Raw genomic sequence first — 24,514 nt, 5'->3', positions numbered from 1 at the left:
GCAGGCCGCCCGGCCCGGTCGATCTTTACCCCCTGTCAATCGCCGCCGTGGCAGGCTGCGGCAAAGGAGATTTTCGATGCCGGTGACCGGGAACGGCACCGCCCGAACGGGTTTGGGCGGGGCCGAAGGCTATGGCGAAATCATGCTGCCGCGTAGCGACGACGGATCGCTGGCGCTGGACCCGGACGGGCTGTTCGCCGGCGGGCTGGATTATTTCGGCACCCATTACGACGTCTCGGACATCTATGTGAACACCAATGGCACGCTGTCCTTCGGCGCCTCGGTGGCAGCCTATCCCACCGCCGACAACGCCCTGCCCGCGCTGGACCTGATCGCGCCGTTCTGGGGCGATGTCGATACCAGGCTGGACGGCGAAGGCGCCGAAAGCGGCGCGGTCTGGGTCGATCTGGATGCCCGGTCCGACACTTTGACGGTGACCTGGGCCGATGTCGGGGTCTACCGGCGCATTGCCGATCGTACCAACCTGTTCCAGCTGCAGCTGATCGACCGGGGCGGCGGCGATTTCGATATCGTGTTCCGCTATGAACGGATCGACTGGACCATCGGCACCGGGGTGCTGGACGTGGGGGCGCGGGCGGGACTGGTGTCGGACCTGCAGGAGGGCGCAGCCTGGCTGTTCGATGACGCCAACGATCCCGGGCTGAGGGCCCTGCCCGACAGCCTGGGCAATAGCGGCGTTTCCGGACTGTGGGTCTATGAGATGCGCGACGGGACCGTCGAGGGGCTGGTCCTGACCGACCCGGAACCCGACCCGCCGCCCGATCCGGACCCGGATCCCGACCCAGACCCGGATCCGGACCCAGATCCCGGACCGGCCGGGCTGGTGCTGAACGGCGGCAATGGCGACGATCGCCTGCAGGGCGGCGAAGGGCCCGACACGATCACCGGCGGCGACGGGTCGGATGAGCTGATCGGGCTGGGCGGGGATGATTGGCTGCGCGGCGGCGGCGGCGTGAACGACCTGCGCGACAATATCTATGGCGGGCTGGGCGACGATTCCATCGAGGGCGGTTACGGCAATGACGAATTACGCGGCGATGGGGGCAACGACACGCTGATCGGCGGTTTCGGCGCCGATACGGTGCTGGGCGGCGAGGGCAACGACAACCTGACCGCGCAGGCCTGGGGCGATCTGCTGTTCGGCGGCGACGGCAACGATTTCATCAATGGCGGCTATGGCTATGACCGGGTGAACGGCGGTGCGGGGGCCGATGTGTTCTTCCATCTCGGCGTGGCCGGGCACGGGTCGGACTGGATCCAGGACTTCACCCTGACCGAGGGCGACAGGCTGCAATTCGGCGGCTCTGCAAGGGCGGCGGATTTCCAGGTCAATATCGCCCGCACCCCCAATGCCGGGTCGGCCTCGGTCGAGGAAGCCTTCGTGATCTACCGCCCGACCGGGCAAATCCTTTGGGCCTTGGTCGATGGCGGCGACCTGGATCACCTGCCGTTGCTGCTGGGCGACACGGTCCATGACCTGCTGGGCTGAACGGCGGATGCTCTCCGGCCCGACGGGCGGTGACGGAAAGAGACGCAATTGCAGGTGTCCCGCAGGGTATTTAATGCTACATCTCCGTGCAGATGAATCGATACGATATTTGAAATACAAGAGACGGAGACGCTTTTCCCATGCCGGAATCCCAAGCGCAGCCCACAGCCACCACCACTGAAATGACCCCGGCCCAAAGCCATGCCGAAATCCAGCAGTTGTTGCGGGCTGAAATCGATGCGTTGCGGGACATGCTGGAGGATCGCTTCCGCGAGATCGCGATGCTGACCGCGAAACTGGAAGAGCTGGGCGGCGAGTTCGACAGCCCCCCGGCGATCGCAAATGCGAGTCTGCCGGTGGCACAAGCCGCCCCGGGCAGCGCCGATGTCGAACGCCGCCACAAGGTCGAATTAGCACTACAGCATGCCAAATCCGGCACCACCAAAAGGCGTCCGTGCAAGGGCGTTCCGCCGTTCCGCAAACAGGCCGCGCTGCTGGCGGAAAGCCCGCTTTTCGATGCCGGATGGTATCTGCAGACCTATCCCGATGTCGCCCATGCGCGGATATCGGCGAAGGACCATTATATCCGCGCCGGCGCCTTCGAGGGGCGCAACCCGGGGCCGGATTTCAATTCCATGGCCTATTACCTGGCCAATCCCGATGTCGCCGAGGCCGGATGGCCCGCGCTGGTGCATTACCTGGCCTTCGGTCAGGCCGAAGGCCGCCCCAGGGCCTGACGGCAAGCAAATGAGCAAGTTCGCCCCCTCTGATCCACGGCCGGACAGGCCGGAGGATTTCGATCCCGTCTGGTATCTGCAGGCCTATCCCGATGTGCGCCAATCCGGGACCGATCCCTGGACCCATTACGACCGGTTCGGCCGGGCCGAAGGGCGGCAGGGCCGCCCGGTGCAGGCGCTGGAGCTGGACCTGCTGTTGTGGCGCGGCCACGAGGCAGAAGCACTGCCCGCGCTGCGGGCTCTGCTGGAAACCGGCCCGGTACTGGAACGGGCGGCCGCCGGTTGGGTGCTGGCGCGGTGGGATCACGAACACCAGTCACCCGAGCAGGCGCGCAAGGCGATCCTGACCTTCTACGCCGATCCCGTCGGCACCCGGGTGATCAGCCATCCCGGGCCCTATCTTCTGGGCGTGCAGCTGTGCCTGGGCTGTGACGACCGGGCCGGTGCCGAAACGATCCTGGCCGCCGGGATCGAACGGTTCGGGCCACGGCCGGATTTCGACCTGGCCGGGCTGCTGATCGACAAGGCGCAAGGCGTGCCGGAGGCCGGTCTTGCCGCCCGCCTGCTGCGGATTTACCAACCGCGCGACCTGGCCCCGGTGCAGATCGCCGAGGGCGACGGCGCCCTGTTCGACCGGCTGCAGGCCGATCCCGCCCCCTGGTCCGGTGCCGATCCAGCCAGCCTGCCGCTGGTCAGCGTTATCCTGCCGGTGTTCAACGGCGCCGGCGGCCTGCCCACCGCGCTGCGCGGACTGCAGGCGCAAAGCTGGCCGCGGCTGGAAATCCTGGTGGTCGATGACGGGTCCAGCGACAACAGCCTCGACATCGCCCGCGCCGCTGCCGCCAAGGACCCGCGCATCCGGGTGATCGCGCATGAGCGGAACCAGGGCGCCTATCCCGCCCGCAACACCGGTTTCGCCGCCGCCAAGGGCGATTTCATCACCGTGCATGACGCCGACGACTGGTCGCATCCGCAGAAGATCGAAATGCAGGCGCAGGCGCTGATCGCCAAGCCGGAGCTGAAAGCCTGCCTGTCGCATTGGGTGCGGGTCAGCAACGATCTGGATATGAGCCGCTGGCGGATGGAGGAAGGCTGGGTTTACCGCAACGTGTCCTCGATGATGATCCGGGCCGGGTTGCGCGACGAGCTGGGGTATTGGGACCGGGTGCGGGTCAATGCCGATACCGAATATTATTACCGTGTCATCCAGGCCTATGGCCCCAGGGCGATCGAAGAGGTCTGTCCCGGCCTGCCGCTGGCCTTCGGCCGCAGCGCGCCGGAGTCGCTGACCAATCGCAGCGCCACCCATCTGCGCACCCAGTTCCGCGGCCTGCGGCGCGATTACATGGAGGCGGTGCACCAGTGGCATTCGCGGGCCGAAAGCCCCGCCGATCTCTATCTGCCGCAGGTCCCCGAAACCCGCCCGTTCCGGGTGCCGGAAGACATCGGGCTGGGCGACCCGCAGGGGCCGCAGACCGATTATGACCTGCTGCATGACTCGCCGCTTCTCGACGAAGACTGGTACCGGCTGCAAAACGCCGACGTGATGCATTCCGAAATCGGTGCGGTGCGGCATTACCTGATGGCAGGCGCGCGGGAAAACCGCGATCCCGGCCCCGGTTTCAGCACCGGCGGATACCGACGCGCGCAGGGGCTGAGCCCGGACGAAAACCCGCTTGTGCATTACGAAACCGTGGGGCGGGACCAGGGGCTTGATCCCCTGCCCTGCTTTGCCGGCGCGCTGGCCGATACGACACCGGAAGAAGCGCCTCGGGTGATGGTCTTTGCCCATATGACCGGCGAAACGCTGTTCGGCGCCGAACGCAGCCTGTTTGGCGTACTGGAACGGATGGTGCAGCGCGGGTTGTGCCCGGTGGTGGTGCTGCCCGCCCTGCGCAACACCGACTATCTGGATCGGCTGCTGCAGGTCAGCGCGGCGGTGGAAATGCTGCCGCAGATGTGGATGCACGCCCTGCGCCAACCGCCGCAGCAGACCGTCGAGGCGATCCGGGCGCTGATCGGCAAGTACCGCCCGGCGGAAATCCACCTCAACACGATGGTGATGGACGCGCCGCTGCTGGCGGCGCGGGCCGAAGGGGTCAAAAGCGTGCTGCACCTGCGCGAATTGCCGGCCGAGGACAGCGCGCTGTGCTGGACGCTGGGCGCCGATGCCGACACGCTGCGGCAAATCCTGCTTGAGCGGGCCGACCGATTCATCGTCACCTCGCAGGTGGCGGCCGATTGGCTGGGTTGTCCCGAAAGGATCGCGATCCGGCCCAATTCGGTCGACGAAGCGCTGTTCGAGCTGCCCTTCGCGCCGGACGAGGTGCTGAACGTGGCGCTGATCAGCAGCAATATCGCCAAGAAGGGGCTGGCCGATTTCCTGGCCGTAGCGCGGATCGTGGCGAAGGCCGAACGGCCAATCCGGTTCCGCCTGATCGGCCCAGCGACACAGGACCTGCACCTGATGCAGCCGCTGCCCGAAAACGTGGAATTCCGCGACTATGCCGCCAGCCCGGTGGCGGCGCTGGAACAGGCCGACGTGGTGATGAGCCTGTCGAAATTCGCCGAAAGCTTCGGCCGCACGGTGATGGAGGCGATGGCGGCCGGGCGGCCGGTGATCTGCTATAGGCGCGGCGCGCCGCCGTCGCTGGTGGAAAGCGGCGTCAGCGGTTTCGTGGTCCCCGCCGACGACACCCAGGCCGCCGCCAATGCGGTGCTGGCGCTGGAAGCGGCCCGGTTCCAGCTGCCCGCGCTCAGCCGGGCGGCGCGCGGCCGGGCACGGCTGCTGCAGGAACAGGCGATGCAGGGGTAAGATAAGCGGTTTGAGCGGGACCCCGCCGGTGCATATGGACCGGCGGGGGGAATAGGGCTATAGCCTCAAATTGATTGGCGGAAAGGGCCTTTTGTGAACAATAACGCGGTTCCTAAAATTGCGATCCTGCTGGCGACCTATAACGGCGCCGAACGGCTGCTGGCACAGCTGGACAGCTTCGCGGCGCAAAGCCTTCCGCCTTCGCTGATCCTGGTCAGCGACGATGGATCGCGCGACGACACCCGCGCAATCGTTGAGGATTTCGCCGCCGCCCATCTGGACCTGAACGTGCAGCTGATCGACGGCCCCTGCCGGGGTGCGGCGCAGAATTTCCTCGGCCTGCTGCGGGCCTGCCCCGATTGGATCGATATCGCCGCGCTGTCGGATCAGGACGATGTCTGGCTGCCCGATAAGTTGAAGCGCGGCGCGCGCGCGCTGGCAGAAGAAACCACGCCCGGGCCGCTGCTTTACTGCGGCCGCAGCTGGGAATGCGACGAAGACCTGGGCAACCGGCGGCTGTCGCGCGGGCTGAAACGCCCGGCCACCTTCCGCCATGCGCTGGTGCAGAACGTGGCGGGCGGCAACACGATGATGCTGGATCGTGCCGCGCTGGACCTGCTGCGCGATGCCGCGGCCGAGGCGCGCAAGCTGGTGGTACACGACTGGTGGATCTACCAGATCATCACCGGTGTAGGCGGGAAAGTGATCTTCGACGATGCGCCACTGCTTTTGTACCGCCAGCACGGTGGCAACCTCATCGGTGCCAACCGCGGATTGCAGGCCAAGACGACGCGGCTCAGGATGCTGGTGTCGGGCCGGTTCCGGCGCTGGAACACGGTCAATATCGCGGCGCTCAATGCCTCGGCGCACCGGCTGACCGCGGAAAACCGGCACATCCTGCGCACCTTCTCGGAAGAACGCAACCGCTCGGTCTGGCGGCGGCTTCTGATGGTGCGGCGGACCGGGCTTTACCGCCAGGGCATGCAGGGTAGCCTGTCGCTTTACCTGGCGGCGCTGCTGCGGCGGATCTGATCCCCCCGGCCTTTCCCGAACGGTCCGGTCCGAAAGCGTTAAGGCGTCGGCGCTAGAACCCTTTGCCGAACCGGGCCACGCGCCCGCCGCATCGGGAATGTCTCATGTCATCACTTTCTCCCCGGCTGGGGCTGCCCTATCTGCAGCCCGCCCAGGCCCAGAAACACGTCACCCATAACGAAGCGCTGCAGCAGCTGGATGCGGCAACGCAGCTTTGCCTGCAGGGATTTGCGCAAACCGACCCGCCCGTATCGCCGGTGGCCGGCGCCATCTATGGGCTGGGCGCGGCGCCGACCAGCGCCTGGGCCGGGCATGGCGATGCGCTGGCCTATTGGGACGGCACCGCCTGGCTGTTCCTGACTCCGGCCGAGGGCTGGCGCGCCTGGGGACAGGCCGAGCAGGAATTGCGGGTGTATCGCGGCGGCGTCTGGCAGCCGCTGCTGGACGGGGTGAACCGGCTGGGCATCGGAACCACGGCGGATGCCACCAACCGGCTGTCGGTGGCCTCGGACGCCAGCCTGTTCAGCCATGCTGGGACCGATCACCGGATGGTGCTGAACAAGGCGACGGCGGGCGATGCCGCATCCGTGCTGTTTCAATCGGGCTGGACCGGCCATGCCGAAATCGGGCTGGCGGGCGATATCGGCCTGCACGTCAAGGTTTCCCCCGACGGCAGCAGCTGGACCGAGGCGCTGACGCTGAACCCTGCCGACGGCACCATGACCGGCGCGGCGGTGCAGGCCAGCGCCGAGGACGTTACGCCGGGCCGCCTGATGCGGGCCGATTACGGCTATGGCCCGGGGAATCTGCTGGGCGTCGTCGGCCAATCGGGCGGCGTGCCCACCGGCGGAGTGATCGAACGGGGCAGCAACGCCAATGGCGATTATGTCCGGTTCGCCGACGGCACCCAGATCTGCACCCATAGCATTTCCCTGGGCAGCATTCTGGCGGTTGGTAGCGGCACGCGTTCCGCGCCTTATCTGACCAGCACCTCTGTCTGGACCTATCCCGCGGTTTTCGCGGTCGCCCCCAAACTGTCCGGCATGGCCCAGGCAAGCGGCGGATCAGCCTATGAACGGGCAATCGTATTGGTGGCCTTGGGATCGTCTGTATTCGCCTCGGGAAACATCAACGCGTTCCGGCTTACCGACAATGTTAGCGACCTGTCGGTGACGGCACAGCTTATTGCCATCGGCCACTGGTTCTGAGGAGAAAGCGCATGAAAATCACCCTGGTTCCGCAGCGCCGCGACGATACGCTCACGTTATCCAAATTCGGCGATATACTGACCGTCAACGGCGAAGATTTCGATTTTTCCGGTGTTGCGGAAGGTATCGATCTGGCGCGCGATGCGGTGGCCTGTGAATGGCTCGCCTCCGATGTCGTGCGGCAGGATGGCGATCTGCGCCTGTCGCTGATCCTGCCGCACGGGGCCGATGCGTCGGAAGAGATCCTCTACCCTGCCCCGCTCATCGTGCTGGACGACGGCCCCATCGCGCTGCCCTCGACTAGCCGCGAAGCCACGGTTTCCGGCGCGGCTACAGGCTGAGTGTTTCGGTCGCTTCGACCTTCTCCTCGGGGCAGGCGATAACCACATTCTCCCGGCGCAGCAGGTCGAAAAAGGTTTCGTCGAATTCCATCGCATAGCCCGTCCTGCGTCCGACGAAACCGGGATCGGGGCGGTGGCTGACCGCGATTTGACGGGCTGGGGCCTGTTCGGCCAGCGCTGCCATTTCCGCCACGGCCCGGGGATCACAGCAATCGGCCCGGATCAGAAGATCGGCGCGCAGACTGCCATCCTGCCCCGGCCAGATCGCCGCAGGCAGCATCGCGCGTTTCAGCGCCTGCTGCTGCGGGGCCAACCCGCCGGGCGCCTGCCGGTGCCAATAGCGGCAGATTTCCCGGTAGTAATGCCGCAAGCCGCGATAGGTCGTGCGCACATGGGTCAACGGGTTGCGAGTCAGCGACCCGGCGTCGTCCAGCGCGAAGGCCAGCGGCACATCGGGCAGGATGCGTTGCACCGATCCCGGCCCATAGGCGGCTTCGACCCGCCAGATATATTCCATGTCCCCCGACACTTTCACCGCGTCCCAGCCGCCCAGCCGGTCGGCTGCAGCGCGTCGGAACAGGAAGGAGGAATGGCTCCACTGCAGAAGCTTCGGGCTCAGCCGCCAGTTCGAGGTGATTTTCAGCGGCGGCCTGATCCGGGCCCAGTGGGCGATCACGCCGATGCGCGCGGGGTCCCCGGTCAGCGCGGCGACCTGGCGGGCGATCTTTTCGGGATGCGACCAGTCGTCGGCGTCATGAGTGGTGATGAAATCCCCCGTCGCCCGTTCCAGCCCGGCGTTGCGCGCGGCATAGGCGCCGCCGTTGCGCGGCTGCCGCAACGGCACGATACGGGGGTCGTTTGTGGCCAGTGCCTTCACCCTGTCGAAAGTGCCGTCGGTGCTGGCGTCGTCGACGACGATGATTTCCAGGTCCCGGTAGCTTTGGCGGCACAGCCCGCGCAGCGCGGTATCGATCGTGTCCACTGCCTCATAGGCCGGCACGATCACCGACACTTTTCCGATCGTTTTCGCGGCGGCGCAGGGGGCCGTTTCGATATTGTCCAACCCCAGCGGCCGCACCGGATCGATACGGCGCAGCGGCGCCAGGTCGTGGGCGGCATACAGAGTATTGAGCAGCTCCAGCCGTGCACCGTCATCGGTGGCAAGGTTGGCCAGAGCCAGCACCCGGTCGGCGCCGCGATCCGCGGGGCGGATTGCCGCCAGCGCGTCGGTGGCGGCCCGTTCCGCGCCGCGTCGGGACAGGATCAGGCTCAGCGGGATCAGCCGCGCGGACGCCCCCGCGAAAGGCGCAGACATCCCACCCAGACGCTCAAGCAGCGCTTGCGCTTCACCATCTTTCCCATTGAAATCCAACCAAAATACAGATTGACAACCAGCTTCGAACCGGACCTGTTCAGGCTGATCGGGATCGTCGAGCAAAGCGCCAAGCGCGGCTTCGGAGGTCTCCTCCAGCCCGCCCCAGAGTTCCGCCTGCGCCCGCCGGACCCGGACCATGCCGTCGTGGGTGCGCGCCGCCTCGGGCGTCGGCAGCCGCCCCTCGGTCCGGCCATGTTGCAGGTAGTGCCACAGCGGCGCACCCGCGTCGGGTTCGACATCGGGGTAGCGGGCGGCGTAGAAGGCCGGGTCGAAACCCGGCCCCGGACGGCGGCCCAGATCGGCTCCGTATTTCACGAAATGGCGCAGCGGATCGATGCCGGTCAGTCCGACATCGGGATAGGCGGCGCGATACCAGTCCGGATCGAACAGACCCGACTGTGCAATCAGCACCGCCCGATTGCTCACAGGTTGTTGATGGCGTTCGATACGCCGACGACCGACCCGACCAGACCCAGCACGGTGCGCGCGGAAGTCACGGAGGCTTCGGTGGCCAGCACCGTATCCTGCGGGTTGATGCCGAACTTGCGCGCCGCGAACAGCCCGTCCGCCGAGGTCAGGTCAAGGGCGAAGATCACCTGCTGCTTTTCCGGCCCCTTGCCTTCGGTCCGTACTGCCTCGGCCGGGTAATCGCGCAGCACCAGGACCGCTTTCAGATTGGCACGGTTGTCGGACAGACCGCCGATCATCGACAGCGCTTCCATCGCGGTGATGGCTTCGCGGTCGAAATTGACCAGCTCTTCGCGCCCGGTGGCGCCAAGAGCGGTGAAATAGCGTTTGTCGGATTCGACGACCACCTTGTCGCCGCCCCGCAGCGTGGTGTTCAGCGCCGGATCGGACATCAGCTGTTCGGCGCGGATTTCATAGCGCTGGTTGCCCCGGATCAGCCGCACCACAGGGTTCTTCAGCCCCTGCCGGACGCCGCCGCCCTGGGCCAGCAGGCTGAGGATGGAATAATTGCGGTCGGGCAGCGGATAGGTGCCCGGGGTAGCAACCCCGCCCACCAGGTCGGCCGAGCTTTGCTGCCCGGCGTCGAGCATAAGCATCACCTGCGCCGACGGTACGATCGGTTCCAGCGCCGTCTGGACCTTGCTGCGGGCTTCGTCCGGGGTCATCTGGCTGACCTTGACCTCGCCCAGATAGGGGATGAAGACGGTGCCCTTGGAGGACACCATCATCGGCGGCAGGTCGGCGCGTTTGCTGGTCGCCGGCGTCAGCAGCGAATTTTCCTGGCTGTCCCAGATCGCCAGGCGCAGATGGTCGCCATTGCGGATAATCTGGCTTTGCGGTCCGCGCGGATTGCTGAGCCAGTTGTAGGATCCGCTCCAGCCGGTGACGGGCCAGCCGTGCAGGTCCTGCACGTTGTCGCGCGACACCATCACGACCTGATAACTGGCATCTTCCTTGTGCTGTTCGCGCAGGATTTCGGTCGACAGCGCAGCACCCCGCGGTATCGTACAGCCCGTCATAAGCACCGTGGAAAGCAGCATCATCGCCGCCGTTGCAGATCTCCGCACGAGAATCCCCCCATATTTGGACTAGCGCACCTGTTTTTTGTATCCATGGCGGCGGCCTACGGCCACCCCCTTTCTTGACTTCTGCACGGCAGTGGCACGGCCGCCTCAGCCCGCCAGCACCGTTTCGAATTCCGCCACCAGCGCAGCGCGCAGCCGGTCGAATTCGCGCCGCCACACATCCCGGTCGCCGAACATTTCGGCCATCCATCGCTGCTGCGCGAAATAGGTTTCGGAAAATTCCGCCCCCTGGGGGAACGCCGCCAGCGTCGCGGGCACCTCTTCGGGCGGGCAATCGATCAGATTGACCCAGCTGCCGGGCAGCGCCAGGTCGTGCACCCGGTGCCCCGGCCCGGCCATGTAAAGCGGCACCGCGCCCGCCGCCCAGGCATCGAAAATCTTCTCGGTCACGTAATTGGCCTGATGGGTGTTCTCGATCGCGCAGATGAAGTGGAACCGCCCCTTCAGCGTCAGGTACTTGTCCAGGTGCCAGTCCAGCAGGTCCTGCCGCGGCGGGCCGTCCTGCCAGCCCTTGCCGATATGGGCAAAGCCCGGGCGCAGGCAGGCCTCGGCGATGGCGGTGCGCTGGTTGCACAGCGAAAATACCTCGTGGCCGGGGAAATCCACCTCGTAGCGGGGCGAGGTGCGCCGCGCCAACATGAAGGCCCCCTGCCCGGACACACGGGCGAAATGGCGCCGCCACCCCGCCGGATCGATCTGCGCATTGCGCGCGAACCAAAGCCCGTAGCGGGTGGCGAAATGGCTGTCGGTCAGCAGGAAATAGGGGATCGCGGCGAAATCATAGATCGCCGAGGTCTTGTGGTTGAGTTGCGTCAACCGCAGCGGCCCCGAGGCCGCGGGATGGGTCAGGTCGCGGGTCAGCGGATCATGGCCCCAGCAGGTATCCCAGAACGGTTCTTCCGACAGCAGCACCAGCTTCTGGTCCGGCGACAGCGCCCGCAGCGTGTCGGCATAAGTATCGAGGTCCTTGCTATGCGCCACCGCCACGATATCGGCCCGTTCCGGGTCATCCGTCACCCGGATCGCGCCGCGGCAATGGTCACGGATCGGCACATAGGCCAGCGGCTGGCGGTGGCTGTAATCCCCGATGGCGCAGAACTTGATCACCCTGTCGCCCCGTCAGTCCGATCCGAACAGGTCGCGGGTAAAGACCTTGTCGGCCACGTCGGCCAGTTCCGGCGCGCGGCGATTGGCGATGATCACATCGCAATCGTTCTTCAATGCCTCCAGGTCGTGGGTCACCTTCGAGCCGAAGAACCGATCCTGATCCATCGTCGGTTCATAGACCACGATTTCGACCCCCTTGGCGTTGATCCGCTTCATTACACCCTGAATCGAGCTTTCGCGGAAATTGTCCGACCCCTGCTTCATCACCAGCCGGTAGATGCCGACCTTTTTCGGTTTGCGGGCCAGGACCTGTTCGGCGATGAAATCCTTGCGGGTGCTGTTGGCCTCGACCACGGCCGCGATCAGGTTCTGCGGTACCTCGGAATAATTCGCCAGCAATTGCTTGGTGTCCTTGGGCAGGCAGTAACCGCCATAGCCGAAAGAGGGGTTGTTGTAATGGCTGCCGATCCGCGGATCGAGCCCGACACCCTCGATGATCTGGCGGCTGTCCAGCCCGCGGCTCATCGCGTAGCTGTCCAGTTCGTTGAAATAGGCTACCCGCAGCGCAAGATAGGTATTGGCAAACAGCTTGATCGCCTCGGCCTCGGACGGATCGGTGAACAGCACCGGGATATCGGTATCGATCGCGCCCTCGCGCAGCAGCCCGGCAAAGCATTCGGCCCGCTCGGACCGTTCGCCGACGATGATCCGGCTGGGATGCAGGTTGTCGTAGAGCGCCTTGCCCTCGCGCAGGAATTCGGGGCTGAAGATCACCTGATCCGTGCCCAGCTTTTCCGACAGCGATTGGGTATAGCCCACCGGGATGGTGGATTTGATCACGATGGTGGCGGTCTTGTTCTGGGCGATCACCTTTTCGATCACCGTCTCGACGCTGGAGGTGTCGAAGAAATGGGTCTCCGGGTTGTAATTGGTGGGCGTCGCCACGATGACGAAATCGGCACCGTCGAAAGCCGTGGCCGGGTCGGTCGTGGCGGTCAGGTCGAGCGGCTTTTCGGCCAGGTAGCGTTCCAGCTCCGCGTCGATGATCGGGCTTTTACGGGCATTGAGAAGCGCCACCCGGTCCGGATCGATATCGAGCGCCCGGACCTCGTTATGCTGGGCCAGCAACACCGCGTTGGACAGGCCGACATAGCCGATACCGGCGATCGCGATTTTCATACCCGACATGGTGCCGTTCTCCGTGAAATTATCATCTGTGTTCGTTGGGCGGTGTCAGCTGCGCGCATAGAGGTCTTCATAGCGGATGATATCGTCTTCGCCCAGGTAAGCGCCGGTCTGCACCTCGATCAGGACCATAGGTACCTTGCCGGGGTTTTCCATTCGGTGAATCGCGCCGACCGGAATGTAGACCGACTCATTTTCGGTCACCAGCTTGACCTCGTCGTCGATGGTGATCTTGGCGGTGCCCTCCACCACGATCCAGTGTTCGGACCGGTGATGGTGGCTTTGCAGCGACAGCGAAGCGCCGGGAAGGACATGGATGCGCTTGACCTGGAACCGGTCGGCCAGGACCAGGCTTTCGAACCAGCCCCAGGGCCGGTGATCCTTGGGAAATTCCACCGCCTGGCGGGCCGATTTTGTCTTTAGCGCCGCGACCGCTTCCTTGACCCGCTGGGCTTCGGATTTGTGCGCCACCAGCACCGCGTCGGGCATCGCCACGGCGATCACGTCGCTGAGCCCGATGCCGACCAGTTCCAGCCCATCGGATTCCGAGCGCAGCAGCGTGTCGCGGCAATCGATGGCGGTGGCCTGCTCGGAACAAACATTGCCCGCCTCGTCCGGCCCGCTTTCGAGCCAGACCGCATCCCAGCCGCCCAGATCCGACCAGCCGGCGCCGAAGGGCATGACGGCCAGGTTGTCGGCCTTTTCCATGATCGCGTAATCGATCGAGATATCTTCGGCCCGCATCCAATCCTCGGCTTCCAGCCGGGTGAAGCCCAGATCGCGCTGCGCCCCCGACAGCGCCTTGCCGACGGCCTCGATCAGCGCCGGGGCGTGCTGGCGATAGGCGGCGATGATGGTTTCGGCGGTGAACAGGAAAATCCCCGCGTTCCACAGGTAATTGCCCGCCGCCAGCATCTCGGCGGCGCGGGCCGCGTCGGGTTTTTCCACGAAACGCGCCAGCGCCTGCGGTGCATCCGCTCCGGCATCCGCCCCCGCCGCCAGCTCCAGGTAGCCGTAACCTGTCTCGGCCCGGGTCGGCGCGATGCCGAAGGTGACCAGATCGCCCGCCTCGGCCCGCTTCGACGCGGCCTGCACCGCGGCGCGGAAGGCCTCGGTATCGGGGATCACGTGGTCGGACGGCGCCACCAGCATCAGCGCCTTTTCGCCCTCGTGCTGCGCCAGCCACAGGGCGGCGGCCAGGACGGCGGGCGCGGTGTTGCGGCCCTCGGGTTCGATCAGGATGCCGGCGGGCGCCTGTTCGACCTGCGCCAGCTGTTCGGTGACGATGAAGCGGAACGGTTCCCCGGTCAGGATCACCGGCGCCGCGAAACCTTCGCCCGACAGCCGCCGGGCAGAGGCCTGGAACAGACTTTCCTCGCCCATCAGCCGGGCAAACTGCTTGGGGTAGGATTTGCGCGACAGCGGCCACAGCCGGGTCCCGGAACCGCCGCAGAGTAATATTGGGGTAATCGTGGAGGTCATGAAATCTGTCCCGGAATGAAACGGTTAGCCACGGAAATTATCTTGATTGATCAAGAACCAGTCATAGGTCTCTTTGATCCCCTGTTCCAGTCCGATCGAGGCGGTCCACCCCATTTCAGCCAGACGCGAGACATCCATCAGCTTGCGCATCGTGCCGTCGGGTTTGGACGGGTCGTTGGAAATCCTGCCCTGAAACCCAGTGACCTTCGCCACCATCTGCGCCAGTTCCATGATCGATACATCGCTGCCGGTGCCGACGTTGATATGGCTCAGCATCGGGTCGGTATTGGCCGCGTAGGTCGCCTTGTCGAGATCGAGCACAAAGAGGCTGGCCTCGGCCATGTCGTCAACGTGCAGGAATTCGCGGCGCGGCTTGCCCGACCCCCAGATCACCACTTCCTCCAGCCCCTGCTGCGCGGCCTCGTGAAAACGACGGATCAGGGCGGGCAGAACGTGGCTGTTCTCGGGGTGGAAATTGTCACCCGGCCCGTAAAGGTTGGTGGGCATCACCGAACGGTAATCGGTGCCGTGCTGCCGGTTGTAGCTTTCGCACAGCTTGATACCGGCGATCTTGGCGATGGCATAGGGTTCGTTGGTGGGTTCCAACGTGCCGGTCAGCAGCGCATCTTCCTTCATCGGCTGCGGCACAGCCTTGGGATAGATGCAGCTCGACCCCAGTTGCAGCAGCCGGGTGACGCCATTGGCAAAGGCCTGATGGATCACGTTGCATTCGATCATCAGGTTTTCATAGATGAAATCGGCCGGATAGGTGTTGTTGGCATGGATGCCGCCCACCTTGGCCGCCGCCAGGATCACCGCATCGGGTTTTTCCGCGGCCATGAAATCCGCGACCTGACGCTGGTCGGTCAGGTCGAGTTCGGCATGGGTCCGGGTGATCAGGTCGATCGCCGCGCCGGCCACCTTGCGGGCCTGCAACCGGCGCAGGATCGCGCCCCCCACCATGCCACGATGTCCTGCGATGTAAATTCTCATACAGCCTTGCCCCGTTGCCGAACATGATGACGTCACCGATGACTTCATACATTACCTTGAAAGAAATAAATCATTTCCGCGCCGAGTACCTTTACAAAACGCCCCGGCGCGGCCGGATTTGCCCCCAATGGCCGCTCTGCCCCTTCCCTTTCCGGTTTCAGGGCACAGAAGGCCGCACTCGACCGTTTTTCCATTCTGAAGCCATGTCCTGCAGCTCTTCCTCGCTCCAGAAATGCCGGGCGAATTTGGTTGAATAGATTTCATCCACGAAATCGGGGGAAAAACAGGCTTCTTCCTTCACCCGCTTATAGAGCTTTGCGTAGCCCTTGTTGTCACTGTCGTTCTTGCGCCTGATCTTGATCTTGCGCCCCAGGGCGCGGGACAGAACACGGGCTTTGACCGCATCCGGGCAATCCACCCGGAACAAGATGACATTTTTGCTTTCGATGTGAACATACCTCTTCGCATGGTCGAAGGGGTATTCGAAGACATCGATGCCGAGCTGTTCCTTGAATTCGCGATCGAACCAGGTGATCGGCAAGGAATGGTTGTAGGACTGTTTGAATATTTCAAACATGCTCTGCGGATCTTTCTCGTCCCGTATTTGATCGGACCGCAGATGCAGGTTCTGGAAGAACGCGCTAATGTTGCGGGCGATCGGATCACGCACCAGGGAGATATAGAGGCATTTTTCCCCGTGTACGAACAGGCGATCGCGATACGCCATCGCCTCGCAGATGTGGCGCGGCGGAAAGGCATCACGCGCCAACCGGGCCTGTGCGGTCTTCCGAAGATACTCCGGCGCCAGCGAGTGGATACCGTAACAGGGCAGACCCGCGTCGCGTATAGCACCGGCGACAGAGGTCGTAGCCACTTTGCCCATCGTATAGACGACCGGCGTCAGGGAAACGGTGCCACGGGATCCTCGCCTGAACAACAACGCCTCCGCCTTATCCCTCGAGGCTCACCGGGACATCATGCCCATGCGCCTTCAGCAGCGCATGGCGCTGCGCGGCCTTCAGGTCCGCTGCCACCATTTCAGCGCACATTTCCTGGGCGGTGACCTCCGGTTCCCAGCCCAGTTTTTCCTTGGCCTTGGTCGGATCGCCCAGCAGCATGTTCACCTCGGCGGGGCGGAAATAGCGCGGGTCGATCCGCATGATCACATCGCCGACGTTCAAGGCCGGTGCCTTGTCCCCTTCGATCGCGGCCACGGTGGCAATTTCGTCGACGCCTTCGCCGGTGAATTCGAGAGTGAGACCAAGCTCCCGGGCCGACCAGACGATGAAATCGCGAACCGAATACTGCTTGCCGCTGGCGATCACGAAATCCTCCGGCGCATCCTGTTGCAGCATCATCCACTGCATGCGCACGTAGTCCTTTGCATGTCCCCAGTCGCGCAGGGCGTTGATGTTGCCCATATAGAGGCAGTCTTCCAGCCCCAGGGCGATATTGGCCAGCCCCCGGGTGATCTTGCGGGTCACGAAGGTTTCGCCCCGGCGCGGGCTTTCGTGATTAAACAGGATGCCGTTGCAGGCAAAGATCCCATAGGCTTCACGGTAATTCACCGTGATCCAATAGGCGTAAAGCTTGGCCACCGCATAGGGGCTGCGCGGATGGAAGGGCGTGGTTTCCTTCTGCGGCACTTCCTGCACCAGCCCGTAGAGTTCCGAGGTCGAGGCCTGGTAAAACCGCGTCTTGTCCTCCAGCCCGAGAAACCGGATCGCCTCCAGCAGGCGCAGGGTGCCGATCGCATCTACATCGGCGGTGTATTCGGGGGCTTCGAAACTGACCGCCACGTGGGATTGCGCACCGAGGTTATAGACCTCGTCCGGTTCCACCTCGCGCAGGATGCGGGTCAGGTTGGACGTATCGCTCAGGTCCCCGTAATGGAGCTTCAGTTTCGGGTGCGGTTCATGCGGGTCCTGATAGATGTGGTCGATCCGCTGCGTGTTGAACATGGAGGCGCGGCGCTTGATGCCATGCACCTCATAGCCCTTGTCCAACAGGAATTCCGCAAGATAGGACCCGTCCTGGCCCGTAATACCGGTAATAAGAGCTTTCTTTTCCACGCTGATCATCCGTGTTGTGAGGCCCGCTCCGCTCTATCGCGTTCAAGCTCGTTCTTCCATCATATTGTCGGGCTGTTCGTCAAAGAGTTCCCTCACCAGCCGCCACCGCTCCGTATCTGCCGAAAGGGTACGCAGGTCCGTCTGCCCCTCAAGCAACACGATCATGGCCTTGCGGGCCGCCTGCAGAAACGACCAGCTCGACTCGCGCACCGTTTCGAGAGCGGCCCCCTGCCCGCCCTGTTCCAGCAAAACCGCCAGGAACTGCCCCCAGCTGTTGTCGCTCATGTAGCGGATCGCTGCAATGAACATGCGCTGCCGTTGCGCGGGCAAATCCGCCAGGGCTTCGGAGATGCCGTCCGACATGGCCGCTGCTGTACTCGCGCTACAGACGATACCGAAACCGAACTTCTCGCAGATATGCGACAGCCAAGTATCCGGAAACACGACCGGGACAACGCCGGCCATGATGCAATCCACCAAAGCACCGCTGGTGCGCACGCCAAAAACGTCCGACGTATAAGGTAGGGCCGCCACATCGGCCTGCCGATAGAAATTGATGATTTCGGAATCACTGAAATCATCAAGCATATAACGGAGGTTCCCCAGTTCTGTTTCCGGGACTTCTTGGCTCAATAGCCTGTTCCGGTCTCGCACCATCACCTGAGCCGGCAAGTTCTCGCGGGCTGCCGAAGCCACAAATTCTTCGGTGATCTCCTTGCCCTTCCCTATGGACAGCAGCCCCGGCAGAAGCACCGTCGGCGGAAGGTGCCTGTACCTATCGGCTTTTTCCACGGCGGAGGCGCGCAGGAGTTCAAAAAAACGCGCATCAGACACCAATGGCGGAGGATGCGGAATCGCGGCGAAGCAACATCCGGTCGCGTTGTAAATCTGTTCACCGTGAGGCACCGACATGGCCGTTAGAGACACAGAACCTGAATGTTTCAAACGCGCGAAGTCCGTCCCTTCAGAACTCGTCAGGTCGATCCGAAAGTCCCAGAACGCATTGCATATGATGTGAAAATTGTCCGGCCACTCCATGTCCGCGAGATAGCCCGCAGTGATACTGCTGCTCTGATAGATGAACACGATCACGACATCGAAGCGGTCGAAGGGCTTCTCGGTCTCGAACCAGTTCGTGATCAATTCGTGGAGTTCACGGCAGACAGCCAGTTTCTTAGCTTTGCCGACCGGAACAGAAACGCTGTAATAAGCTGAATTTCTTTCGAAAACTGGAGAAAAATGGGGGAGACTGGTTTCGAATGCGACATTGCAGAGGCAATGATGGGCGACCCCAATACTCCGGCACACCTGACCGATACGCTTTTCGTAGTTCAGGAAATGCCCAAAGTCACCTTGAAGATCCGGATTGATCGACAGAAGCAGGACACTTGGACCGTCTTTACGAACGGGATGATGGTCACGTTCCTCCGGAGCTCGAACTCCATTGTCCATATTGCTTACCTGCAAAACGACCTAGGGCTTCCCTGGCAAGTGTTTACGGGTCCCATATTACTGTCTCTTTTATTTTCACAATGCCTGATCGACACTAGACGGCGATCAACGGAAAATCAAACGGACGGCTCATGAGGCGGCGCCCCGAATAGGGCACCGCCTCTATATACCTCAAAGCCTGAACTTTCAGCTTTGGCTCAGCGCCCACTCCCTGACTTTCACAAAATGATCCGCTGCCGGCCCTTTGTCGTTCAGCAACGAATCGACTTTCGCGGCCAAATCCCCTCCCGGCATGATCCTCGGCTTCATCCCCGCCGGGTCGAGCATCAACTGGGCCGCCAGATTGGACAAGGAATTATCCCCGGACCCCGCAGGCGCAGTCGCGACGTCTTCCAGTCCCATCTGACGCCGCAACGAGCCAGGTTGCGTGACCGGGGGGGCAATTCGAACATCACGCTTCTTGCCGGTCGCGGGATCAGCCAACAGTAGGTCGTAGTCGACGCGATCGAAGACTTCGAGCTTGCCGCCGACCGTCGCGTTGTAGATTTTCCGGTTCACCGCGCTGTAAGCGATGTCAGCTTGCCGGTAGTTCATCAGAACCCGCTCCAGCTTGGGATCCTTCCAGGTTTTCCCTTTGCCGAAGTAATCCTTGTGGAAGTGGTTGGGATCATCGGTATCCGACAGTAAAACATCACCGGTACGCTTGTGCGACTTCGGGATAACATAGTCGAAATCCATCCCGATCAGATACACCTCGGTGAACCCCATGAAAAAGGCCAGCTGGAGGTTGATATAAGTTACCGACTGACCGCAATAGAGCACACGCGAAGCATCCGTCGAGAACCGCGGCACCGCATAATTGGGCGAAGACCGTTCGTAGAACCCCCGGTTCATCTCGAAGAAGAACGTATTTGGCGTCTTGGGGTGCAGCTTCTTGTACAGCGTCGGGAAGAACTTGAAGGGCGCTTCGTATTCGCGAATCTCCTCGATGTTCTCCTTCATAACGGAACTGTCTTCGACCACGTAAAAAGTGGGTCGGAACCCGGATTCTCTGGTCTTGTAGTAGAAAGAGTTCACGCCAAAACTGTATTCGCCATTCAGCAGCGACAGGTCGTGCTTGTTGAGAGACGGCCCGTTGCCGATGATGAAACATCTCTCACCCTCGAACTGATTATATAGCGCCCGCAGCTCCTCGGTGTCGGGGGCAGGCATGTTCGGATAGATTTCGCGCTCGGGGTAATCCTCAAGTCCCTTGAAATCCGGAGGGAATACCGTGTCCTCCTTGCGAATTCCTGTGGGAGCGATCTGGCGCAAACCATTGATCGTCAGGGGGTCGCCACGGCGATAAAGATCCAGATCCCCGAAATCGCGCGTGCGTTTCAGCATCATCTCGATCGTCTTGCCGCTCGTAACGTGCTCGCAATTCTTGTGGATGAATTCGAAAGGCGAAAGCGTCTTATCGTAGTAGCATTTATACTCTTTGTTGAGATGGGCGAGGATCTCCTCAAAACGCACCCGCCCCGCCTGATCCGAAGCATGATAAAGATGCACATAGGTATACGGCGAAATTCGAACGCGCGATTTGTCGATATGATTGAAGATCGTCACATCCATGGCGCGATCTTCGCAGGAGTATCCTACATATTGCTCGAACCCCTTGATCGACATGTATCGAGAACGGTTCCAGACAACGATACCACCGGCAACCGTCACCGGATTCTTGATACGTTTGATATCGCTGAGATGCGTGAGATTCATGGTCTGCTTGACCTGCTCAGCCTCTGCGGCATCGGTGTAGTAGATGTTCATATACGGTGATGCGACGTCGATCTTGTCGTGACAATCGAGGACATCGCGCAGGAAGTTTGGCCCGGTCAGAACATCGGTATCCATCAATGCAACGACTTTGGCGTCGGGGCAGTAATGCTTCACCGCTGCATTGTATCCCCAACCACGGTTATATTCTGCAGGATTATAGATGAATTCATGCCGAACGTAGTCTTTGGCGTTCAGGTCCTTCAGATTCAACCGCTGCTCCGAATCCTGTTCAATGAGCAGAACATCGAAGAGATCGCCGTAGTAGTGGTCGATCCATTTCAGCAGAAACCGAAGATTTTCAAGCCGTTCCGGGCTGCTTGGATTATGCCGGACACCGATGATCAGCGTCGCCAGATACGGATCCGTGCAGTTCGCCAGCTTCATGATGCTCGGGCGTTTGTTGGGGGTGATCCGCTCTATCGGCCGGAAGCCTTCAAACTTGTAATCCGGGATTTGGAAATCAATGCGATGCGTTTCCTGAGCTTCATCGCGATCCATGCCCATATTTTCCATCAGCTTCCCGTAGATATAGTCACTCCCCTTTTGGGTGAGATGAATGTTGTCACATGTGTATTCCTGAACTTCCGTGTCGTCCCACGCTCGCAGATCGACAACAGGCACACCGGCGGCCTTCAACTCGGTTGCAAAAAGGTCCGAATAACGGTGTGTCAGATCGATATTGGCTGGCCGACCACGCTTGAAATCTCCTTCCCACCCCTTCACGAAGCGGTTTGCCGAAATGAAGATCAGGTTGGGAATTTCCTTGAGGCGCGGAAGCAAATGCGCCTTTGCCATGTCCAGGCTATACATGTTGTTCGTCTTCTGTCCCTCGTACTCAGTCTCGTAGGGGGACGCCAGATGCCGTGCCATTGCATCTGCACCGAAGACGCTGTCCATGAACGCCTTCTTGTTGTTGACGATCTTCTTGGAATAGTCGCGCGTATTCAGCCCAAGATTGTTTTCGTTGATCGAATTGGGGTTGTCGTAGAGATCCTCGAGAGCGCTCTTGGCGGGCCGTGGAGACCATTCCACGATCCCGGTATAGAGGATCACCTGATCATACTGGGCAAGTTTCTCTTTCGGGAACTGGTCCAGGAAATCGGTGGTCATGGTCCATTTCATCGGACACAGATACATATCCACTTCAAGCCGATCATCCTTTGCCAGACGCTCGGCGAAAATGTCGTGATTGGTACCTGCCGGTTTGTGCTGACCACGGCTGTCAGTGAAAATGAGAACTTTTCTTTTCCCGGATTTGGAAACAGGCATGTCTGTTTTCACCTTGGAAGACGTTGAAAGCGCGACGGGAGCCTTCACTTCTTCAGTTTTGGTTTGTTTGTCCTGACCAAGCTGCAGATATCTTGTCAACAGTTCCAGAAAGCCCTGTACTCCGGCATGACTTGTCGTCTTGCGCGCCGCCGCAATTTCCCGGAATACGAAAGGACACCAGACTTTGGAGGCATGCAGCGTCGGTTCGGGATAGATATCTTCAACCGAGAACTTGCCGTAGTCGTGCGTCTTGCTGAAGATTTTGAAATCTTCCAGTTCCAGGATTCCTTCCTTTGCAGCGATTTCCGGTTTGTAGCTCAACGTCAGTTCAAGCTTGTGAAGGATGTCATCGGATTGAACATCAACCTTGACCAAAAACCGACCATTTCCGATGTGGGAAATGCGGCAATACAGGTCGAAATAGCGCGAGTTGAGTATGCCTTCCGATGTCGTCTCCTCGATCCGGCAGTTGACGGCCGACAGCGAATAGATAGGCAGCCCATTGGTAACGGCACCCGTCTTGGCCTCAACCTTGTCGGCACGCAATTTGGCGCCTACGAGCGGGAGCGTGAAATCTGCGACCGTGGAAGCGGTTCCACAGAAACCGGCCATGACTTTGAACAGATCGGCACGATTAGGAAGTGAATCGATCTCGTGCTTTGACACGGCATCCAGCATCCCTCTGGCCAGTTCGAAGAAATAGGACAGAAACAGTGACGGCAAATGAGCCGAAGCCACTTCGTTTGTTTCGCCCAACTGATTGACCGATGCGTTCAGGAACCGTGTCATGATCGGGCGAAGCGCGACGACCATGCTTTGCGACAGGGCAAAGTCTGTCTCTTCATCAGACAGGTTGAACCCCGCTATTTCAGCCCCCCGCAGCACACCGATCCGCGCCTGATACATGGGGGACCGGTTGTTGTCTCCCAAGAAGACATCATGGATGGCTACGATGTCGGGCAGGAGATAATTGTTCAGCCCACCCAAAGTGCTTCGAAAGCCCAGTTCGGAGTCTTCGAATGCAAAAGGATTGAACAGTTCATTGTAGCTGCCGCTTCGATCCATTGCCGACACGTGGAATGCCGTGACCCCACCGGCAGTCGACATGATCCGCACCGGCTTACCCGCCCTGACTATCCCGGAAAGCACGTCAGCCTCGCTGCGCAGGGAAGGATAGGTCGTTTTAAAGGTGGAGGTAAATTCGTCGGATTTCCAAGGTGTGAATGCCTTGGGGTCGCGCGGTGTCTCGAAATGCGCACGCCAGATATTGCTGACCCCGGTATGGAAGATCGCGGCGATAGCCTCTTCTTCCCCCAGTTCCCGCTTGACCGTCGCCCACATGTCCTTGCGCCAGCTATCGTCCCGCTCGATAGCGGTAGCCAACTCAGCCCAGTTGCTGACCTGGAGTTCGGGGAAACAGCCCGCGACACTGGGCCCGTTCAACAAAACAGGCTGCACATAGCCAAGATCCGGATCTGTCTTGGCCAGCTGCATATAGCTGTCGCGAAGATCTTCGAAATAGTCAGCCGGGAAAATGATATCGGTGTCACAGGATATCAGGAACTCTGCACCCACGGCCCTGGCTTTTTCGATCAGGTAATTGCGCCCACCGGCAACGCCCAAATTGGCGTTTTCGCAATACACATAGATGCTGGGCATCTGCACGGTGAGCTCACGCAGACGTGGGCAGTCATCGTCATTGATCAGGATATGAAGCGAAAATGCATCGCCGAGAATTGAGCTGACTTGGGCGAGCAGACAGCGGAGCTTGTCGAACTCGTGGCGCTGATACAGGACGTAGATTGCAGATTTCATGATATCAACCGAAAAGCTTGTCGAAGGGTACGCGCGGGAACAACTCTAGCTCTCCGCCTGGGGTCGCGTTAGCCATAACGCGGCCGTCTGTTTCGAATTCGTGACGCGCCCGCGCATAGCTGCGCAAAACCCGCCCTAGCCGCGGGTCCTTCCAAGTTTTTCCTTTTCCAAAGTAATCCTTGTGGAAGTGATTGGGGTCATCACTGTGCGAGTGGATGTGGTTACCGTCTTGCTTGTGCGTATCCGGCTTCGAGTACGAGAAATCCATGCCCAGAAGATAGACTTCGGAAAATCCCATGTAATAAGCCAGCTGCATATTGATGTAAGTCACCGATTGCCCGCAGAAAAAATTAGGCTCACTGCTCAAATTGAAATGCGGAATAGAATAAAATTCTGGCTTGTTCTTATTATAGAATGACGTGTCCATCTGGAAAACAAAGCACCTGTCGCCCGTGGACATCTCTTTCGCATAGCGATCGGGCATGATCATTGTCGGGCCCTCATATGCGTCGATGGCATCTTTGTTGTCGCGAAAAACCAGATTGTCCTCAACGACATAATAAGTCGGGTAAAACCCGGTATCGCGTGTCATCAGGAAAATGGAGTTGACACCGAAGGTGATCTCCGACTCCAATTTGGACATATCGATCTTGTTCAGCGATGGACCGTTGCCGAGAATGAAGCAGCGCTTTCCGGTATGCTTCTGATATAAACTGCGTACGTCTTTCATCTTGCCTTCCCAAATAGCAT

General features: G+C 61.3%; 17 protein-coding genes. 6 read left to right on the top strand and 11 right to left on the bottom strand.

Going from position 1 to position 24,514, the window contains the following annotated elements; genetic code table 11:
* Positions 1 to 76: 76 nt before the first annotated feature.
* The 6 genes from GR167_RS20355 (at position 77) to GR167_RS11210 (ending at position 7,643) form a co-directional block, all read left to right on the top strand.
* Complete coding sequence (locus tag GR167_RS20355) at positions 77 to 1,510, top strand: nidogen-like domain-containing protein (protein WP_160973582.1); 1,434 nt, start codon at positions 77 to 79, stop codon at positions 1,508 to 1,510.
* Between the two features lie 140 nt (positions 1,511 to 1,650).
* Positions 1,651 to 2,247 carry a hypothetical protein gene (locus GR167_RS11230; RefSeq protein WP_160973581.1) on the top strand — a complete coding sequence of 199 codons (597 nt, stop codon included), beginning with the start codon at positions 1,651 to 1,653 and terminating at the stop codon, positions 2,245 to 2,247.
* Positions 2,248 to 2,257: 10 nt separating this feature from the next.
* Complete coding sequence (locus GR167_RS11225; RefSeq protein ID WP_160973580.1) at positions 2,258 to 5,062, top strand: glycosyltransferase; 2,805 nt, start codon at positions 2,258 to 2,260, stop codon at positions 5,060 to 5,062.
* Between the two features lie 93 nt (positions 5,063 to 5,155).
* On the top strand, positions 5,156 to 6,094 hold the full coding sequence (locus GR167_RS11220; RefSeq protein WP_160973579.1) for a glycosyltransferase family 2 protein: 939 nt from the start codon (positions 5,156 to 5,158) through the stop codon (positions 6,092 to 6,094).
* A 104-nt stretch (positions 6,095 to 6,198) separates the two neighbouring features.
* Positions 6,199 to 7,302 (top strand): DUF2793 domain-containing protein, encoded by a 1,104-nt coding sequence (locus GR167_RS11215; RefSeq protein WP_160973578.1) that lies wholly within the window; start codon positions 6,199 to 6,201, stop codon positions 7,300 to 7,302.
* A gap of 11 nt (positions 7,303 to 7,313) precedes the next feature.
* Positions 7,314 to 7,643: a hypothetical protein gene (locus GR167_RS11210; protein ID WP_160973577.1), complete on the top strand. Its 330-nt coding sequence runs from the start codon at positions 7,314 to 7,316 to the stop codon at positions 7,641 to 7,643.
* On the opposite strand, the gene GR167_RS11205 is transcribed toward GR167_RS11210, so the two are convergent.
* The 11 genes from GR167_RS11205 to GR167_RS11155 form a co-directional block, all read right to left on the bottom strand.
* On the bottom strand, positions 7,633 to 9,429 hold the full coding sequence (locus GR167_RS11205; protein ID WP_160973576.1) for a glycosyltransferase family 2 protein: 1,797 nt from the start codon (positions 9,427 to 9,429) through the stop codon (positions 7,633 to 7,635). The genes GR167_RS11210 and GR167_RS11205 overlap by 11 nt on opposite strands.
* A gap of 11 nt (positions 9,430 to 9,440) precedes the next feature.
* Positions 9,441 to 10,529 carry a polysaccharide biosynthesis/export family protein gene (locus GR167_RS11200; RefSeq protein WP_160973575.1) on the bottom strand — a complete coding sequence of 363 codons (1,089 nt, stop codon included), beginning with the start codon at positions 10,527 to 10,529 and terminating at the stop codon, positions 9,441 to 9,443.
* Between the two features lie 129 nt (positions 10,530 to 10,658).
* Positions 10,659 to 11,678 carry a glycosyltransferase family 10 domain-containing protein gene (locus GR167_RS20415; protein WP_160973574.1) on the bottom strand — a complete coding sequence of 340 codons (1,020 nt, stop codon included), beginning with the start codon at positions 11,676 to 11,678 and terminating at the stop codon, positions 10,659 to 10,661.
* A gap of 12 nt (positions 11,679 to 11,690) precedes the next feature.
* On the bottom strand, positions 11,691 to 12,857 hold the full coding sequence (locus GR167_RS11190) for a nucleotide sugar dehydrogenase (RefSeq protein WP_160973831.1): 1,167 nt from the start codon (positions 12,855 to 12,857) through the stop codon (positions 11,691 to 11,693).
* A gap of 54 nt (positions 12,858 to 12,911) precedes the next feature.
* Entirely contained in the window at positions 12,912 to 14,345 is a 1,434-nt protein-coding gene (locus tag GR167_RS11185) for a mannose-1-phosphate guanylyltransferase/mannose-6-phosphate isomerase (RefSeq protein WP_160973573.1), read from the bottom strand.
* Positions 14,346 to 14,369: 24 nt separating this feature from the next.
* Positions 14,370 to 15,338, bottom strand: coding sequence for a GDP-L-fucose synthase (gene fcl / locus GR167_RS11180; RefSeq protein ID WP_160973572.1), 969 nt, complete (start codon positions 15,336 to 15,338; stop codon positions 14,370 to 14,372).
* Positions 15,339 to 15,495: 157 nt separating this feature from the next.
* Complete coding sequence (locus GR167_RS11175; protein WP_160973571.1) at positions 15,496 to 16,221, bottom strand: putative capsular polysaccharide synthesis family protein; 726 nt, start codon at positions 16,219 to 16,221, stop codon at positions 15,496 to 15,498.
* Positions 16,222 to 16,288: 67 nt separating this feature from the next.
* A complete protein-coding gene (gene gmd / locus GR167_RS11170) occupies positions 16,289 to 17,410 on the bottom strand; it encodes a GDP-mannose 4,6-dehydratase (RefSeq protein ID WP_370741295.1) in 1,122 nt (373 codons plus the stop codon).
* 42 nt (positions 17,411 to 17,452) lie between these two features.
* Positions 17,453 to 18,862, bottom strand: a complete 1,410-nt coding sequence (locus GR167_RS11165) for a glycosyltransferase (protein WP_160973569.1) — start codon at positions 18,860 to 18,862, stop codon at positions 17,453 to 17,455.
* Between the two features lie 186 nt (positions 18,863 to 19,048).
* Entirely contained in the window at positions 19,049 to 23,764 is a 4,716-nt protein-coding gene (locus GR167_RS20140) for a 6-hydroxymethylpterin diphosphokinase MptE-like protein (protein WP_212769931.1), read from the bottom strand.
* A gap of 4 nt (positions 23,765 to 23,768) precedes the next feature.
* Positions 23,769 to 24,494: a 6-hydroxymethylpterin diphosphokinase MptE-like protein gene (locus GR167_RS11155; RefSeq protein WP_160973568.1), complete on the bottom strand. Its 726-nt coding sequence runs from the start codon at positions 24,492 to 24,494 to the stop codon at positions 23,769 to 23,771.
* Positions 24,495 to 24,514 lie beyond the last annotated feature (20 nt).

This window comes from Thalassovita mangrovi (genome assembly GCF_009857745.1).
GTDB lineage: Bacteria > Pseudomonadota > Alphaproteobacteria > Rhodobacterales > Rhodobacteraceae > Thalassobius > Thalassobius mangrovi.
The sequence above is the reverse complement of the archived record's forward strand: the minus strand, read 5'-3'. Positions and strand labels throughout refer to the sequence as shown.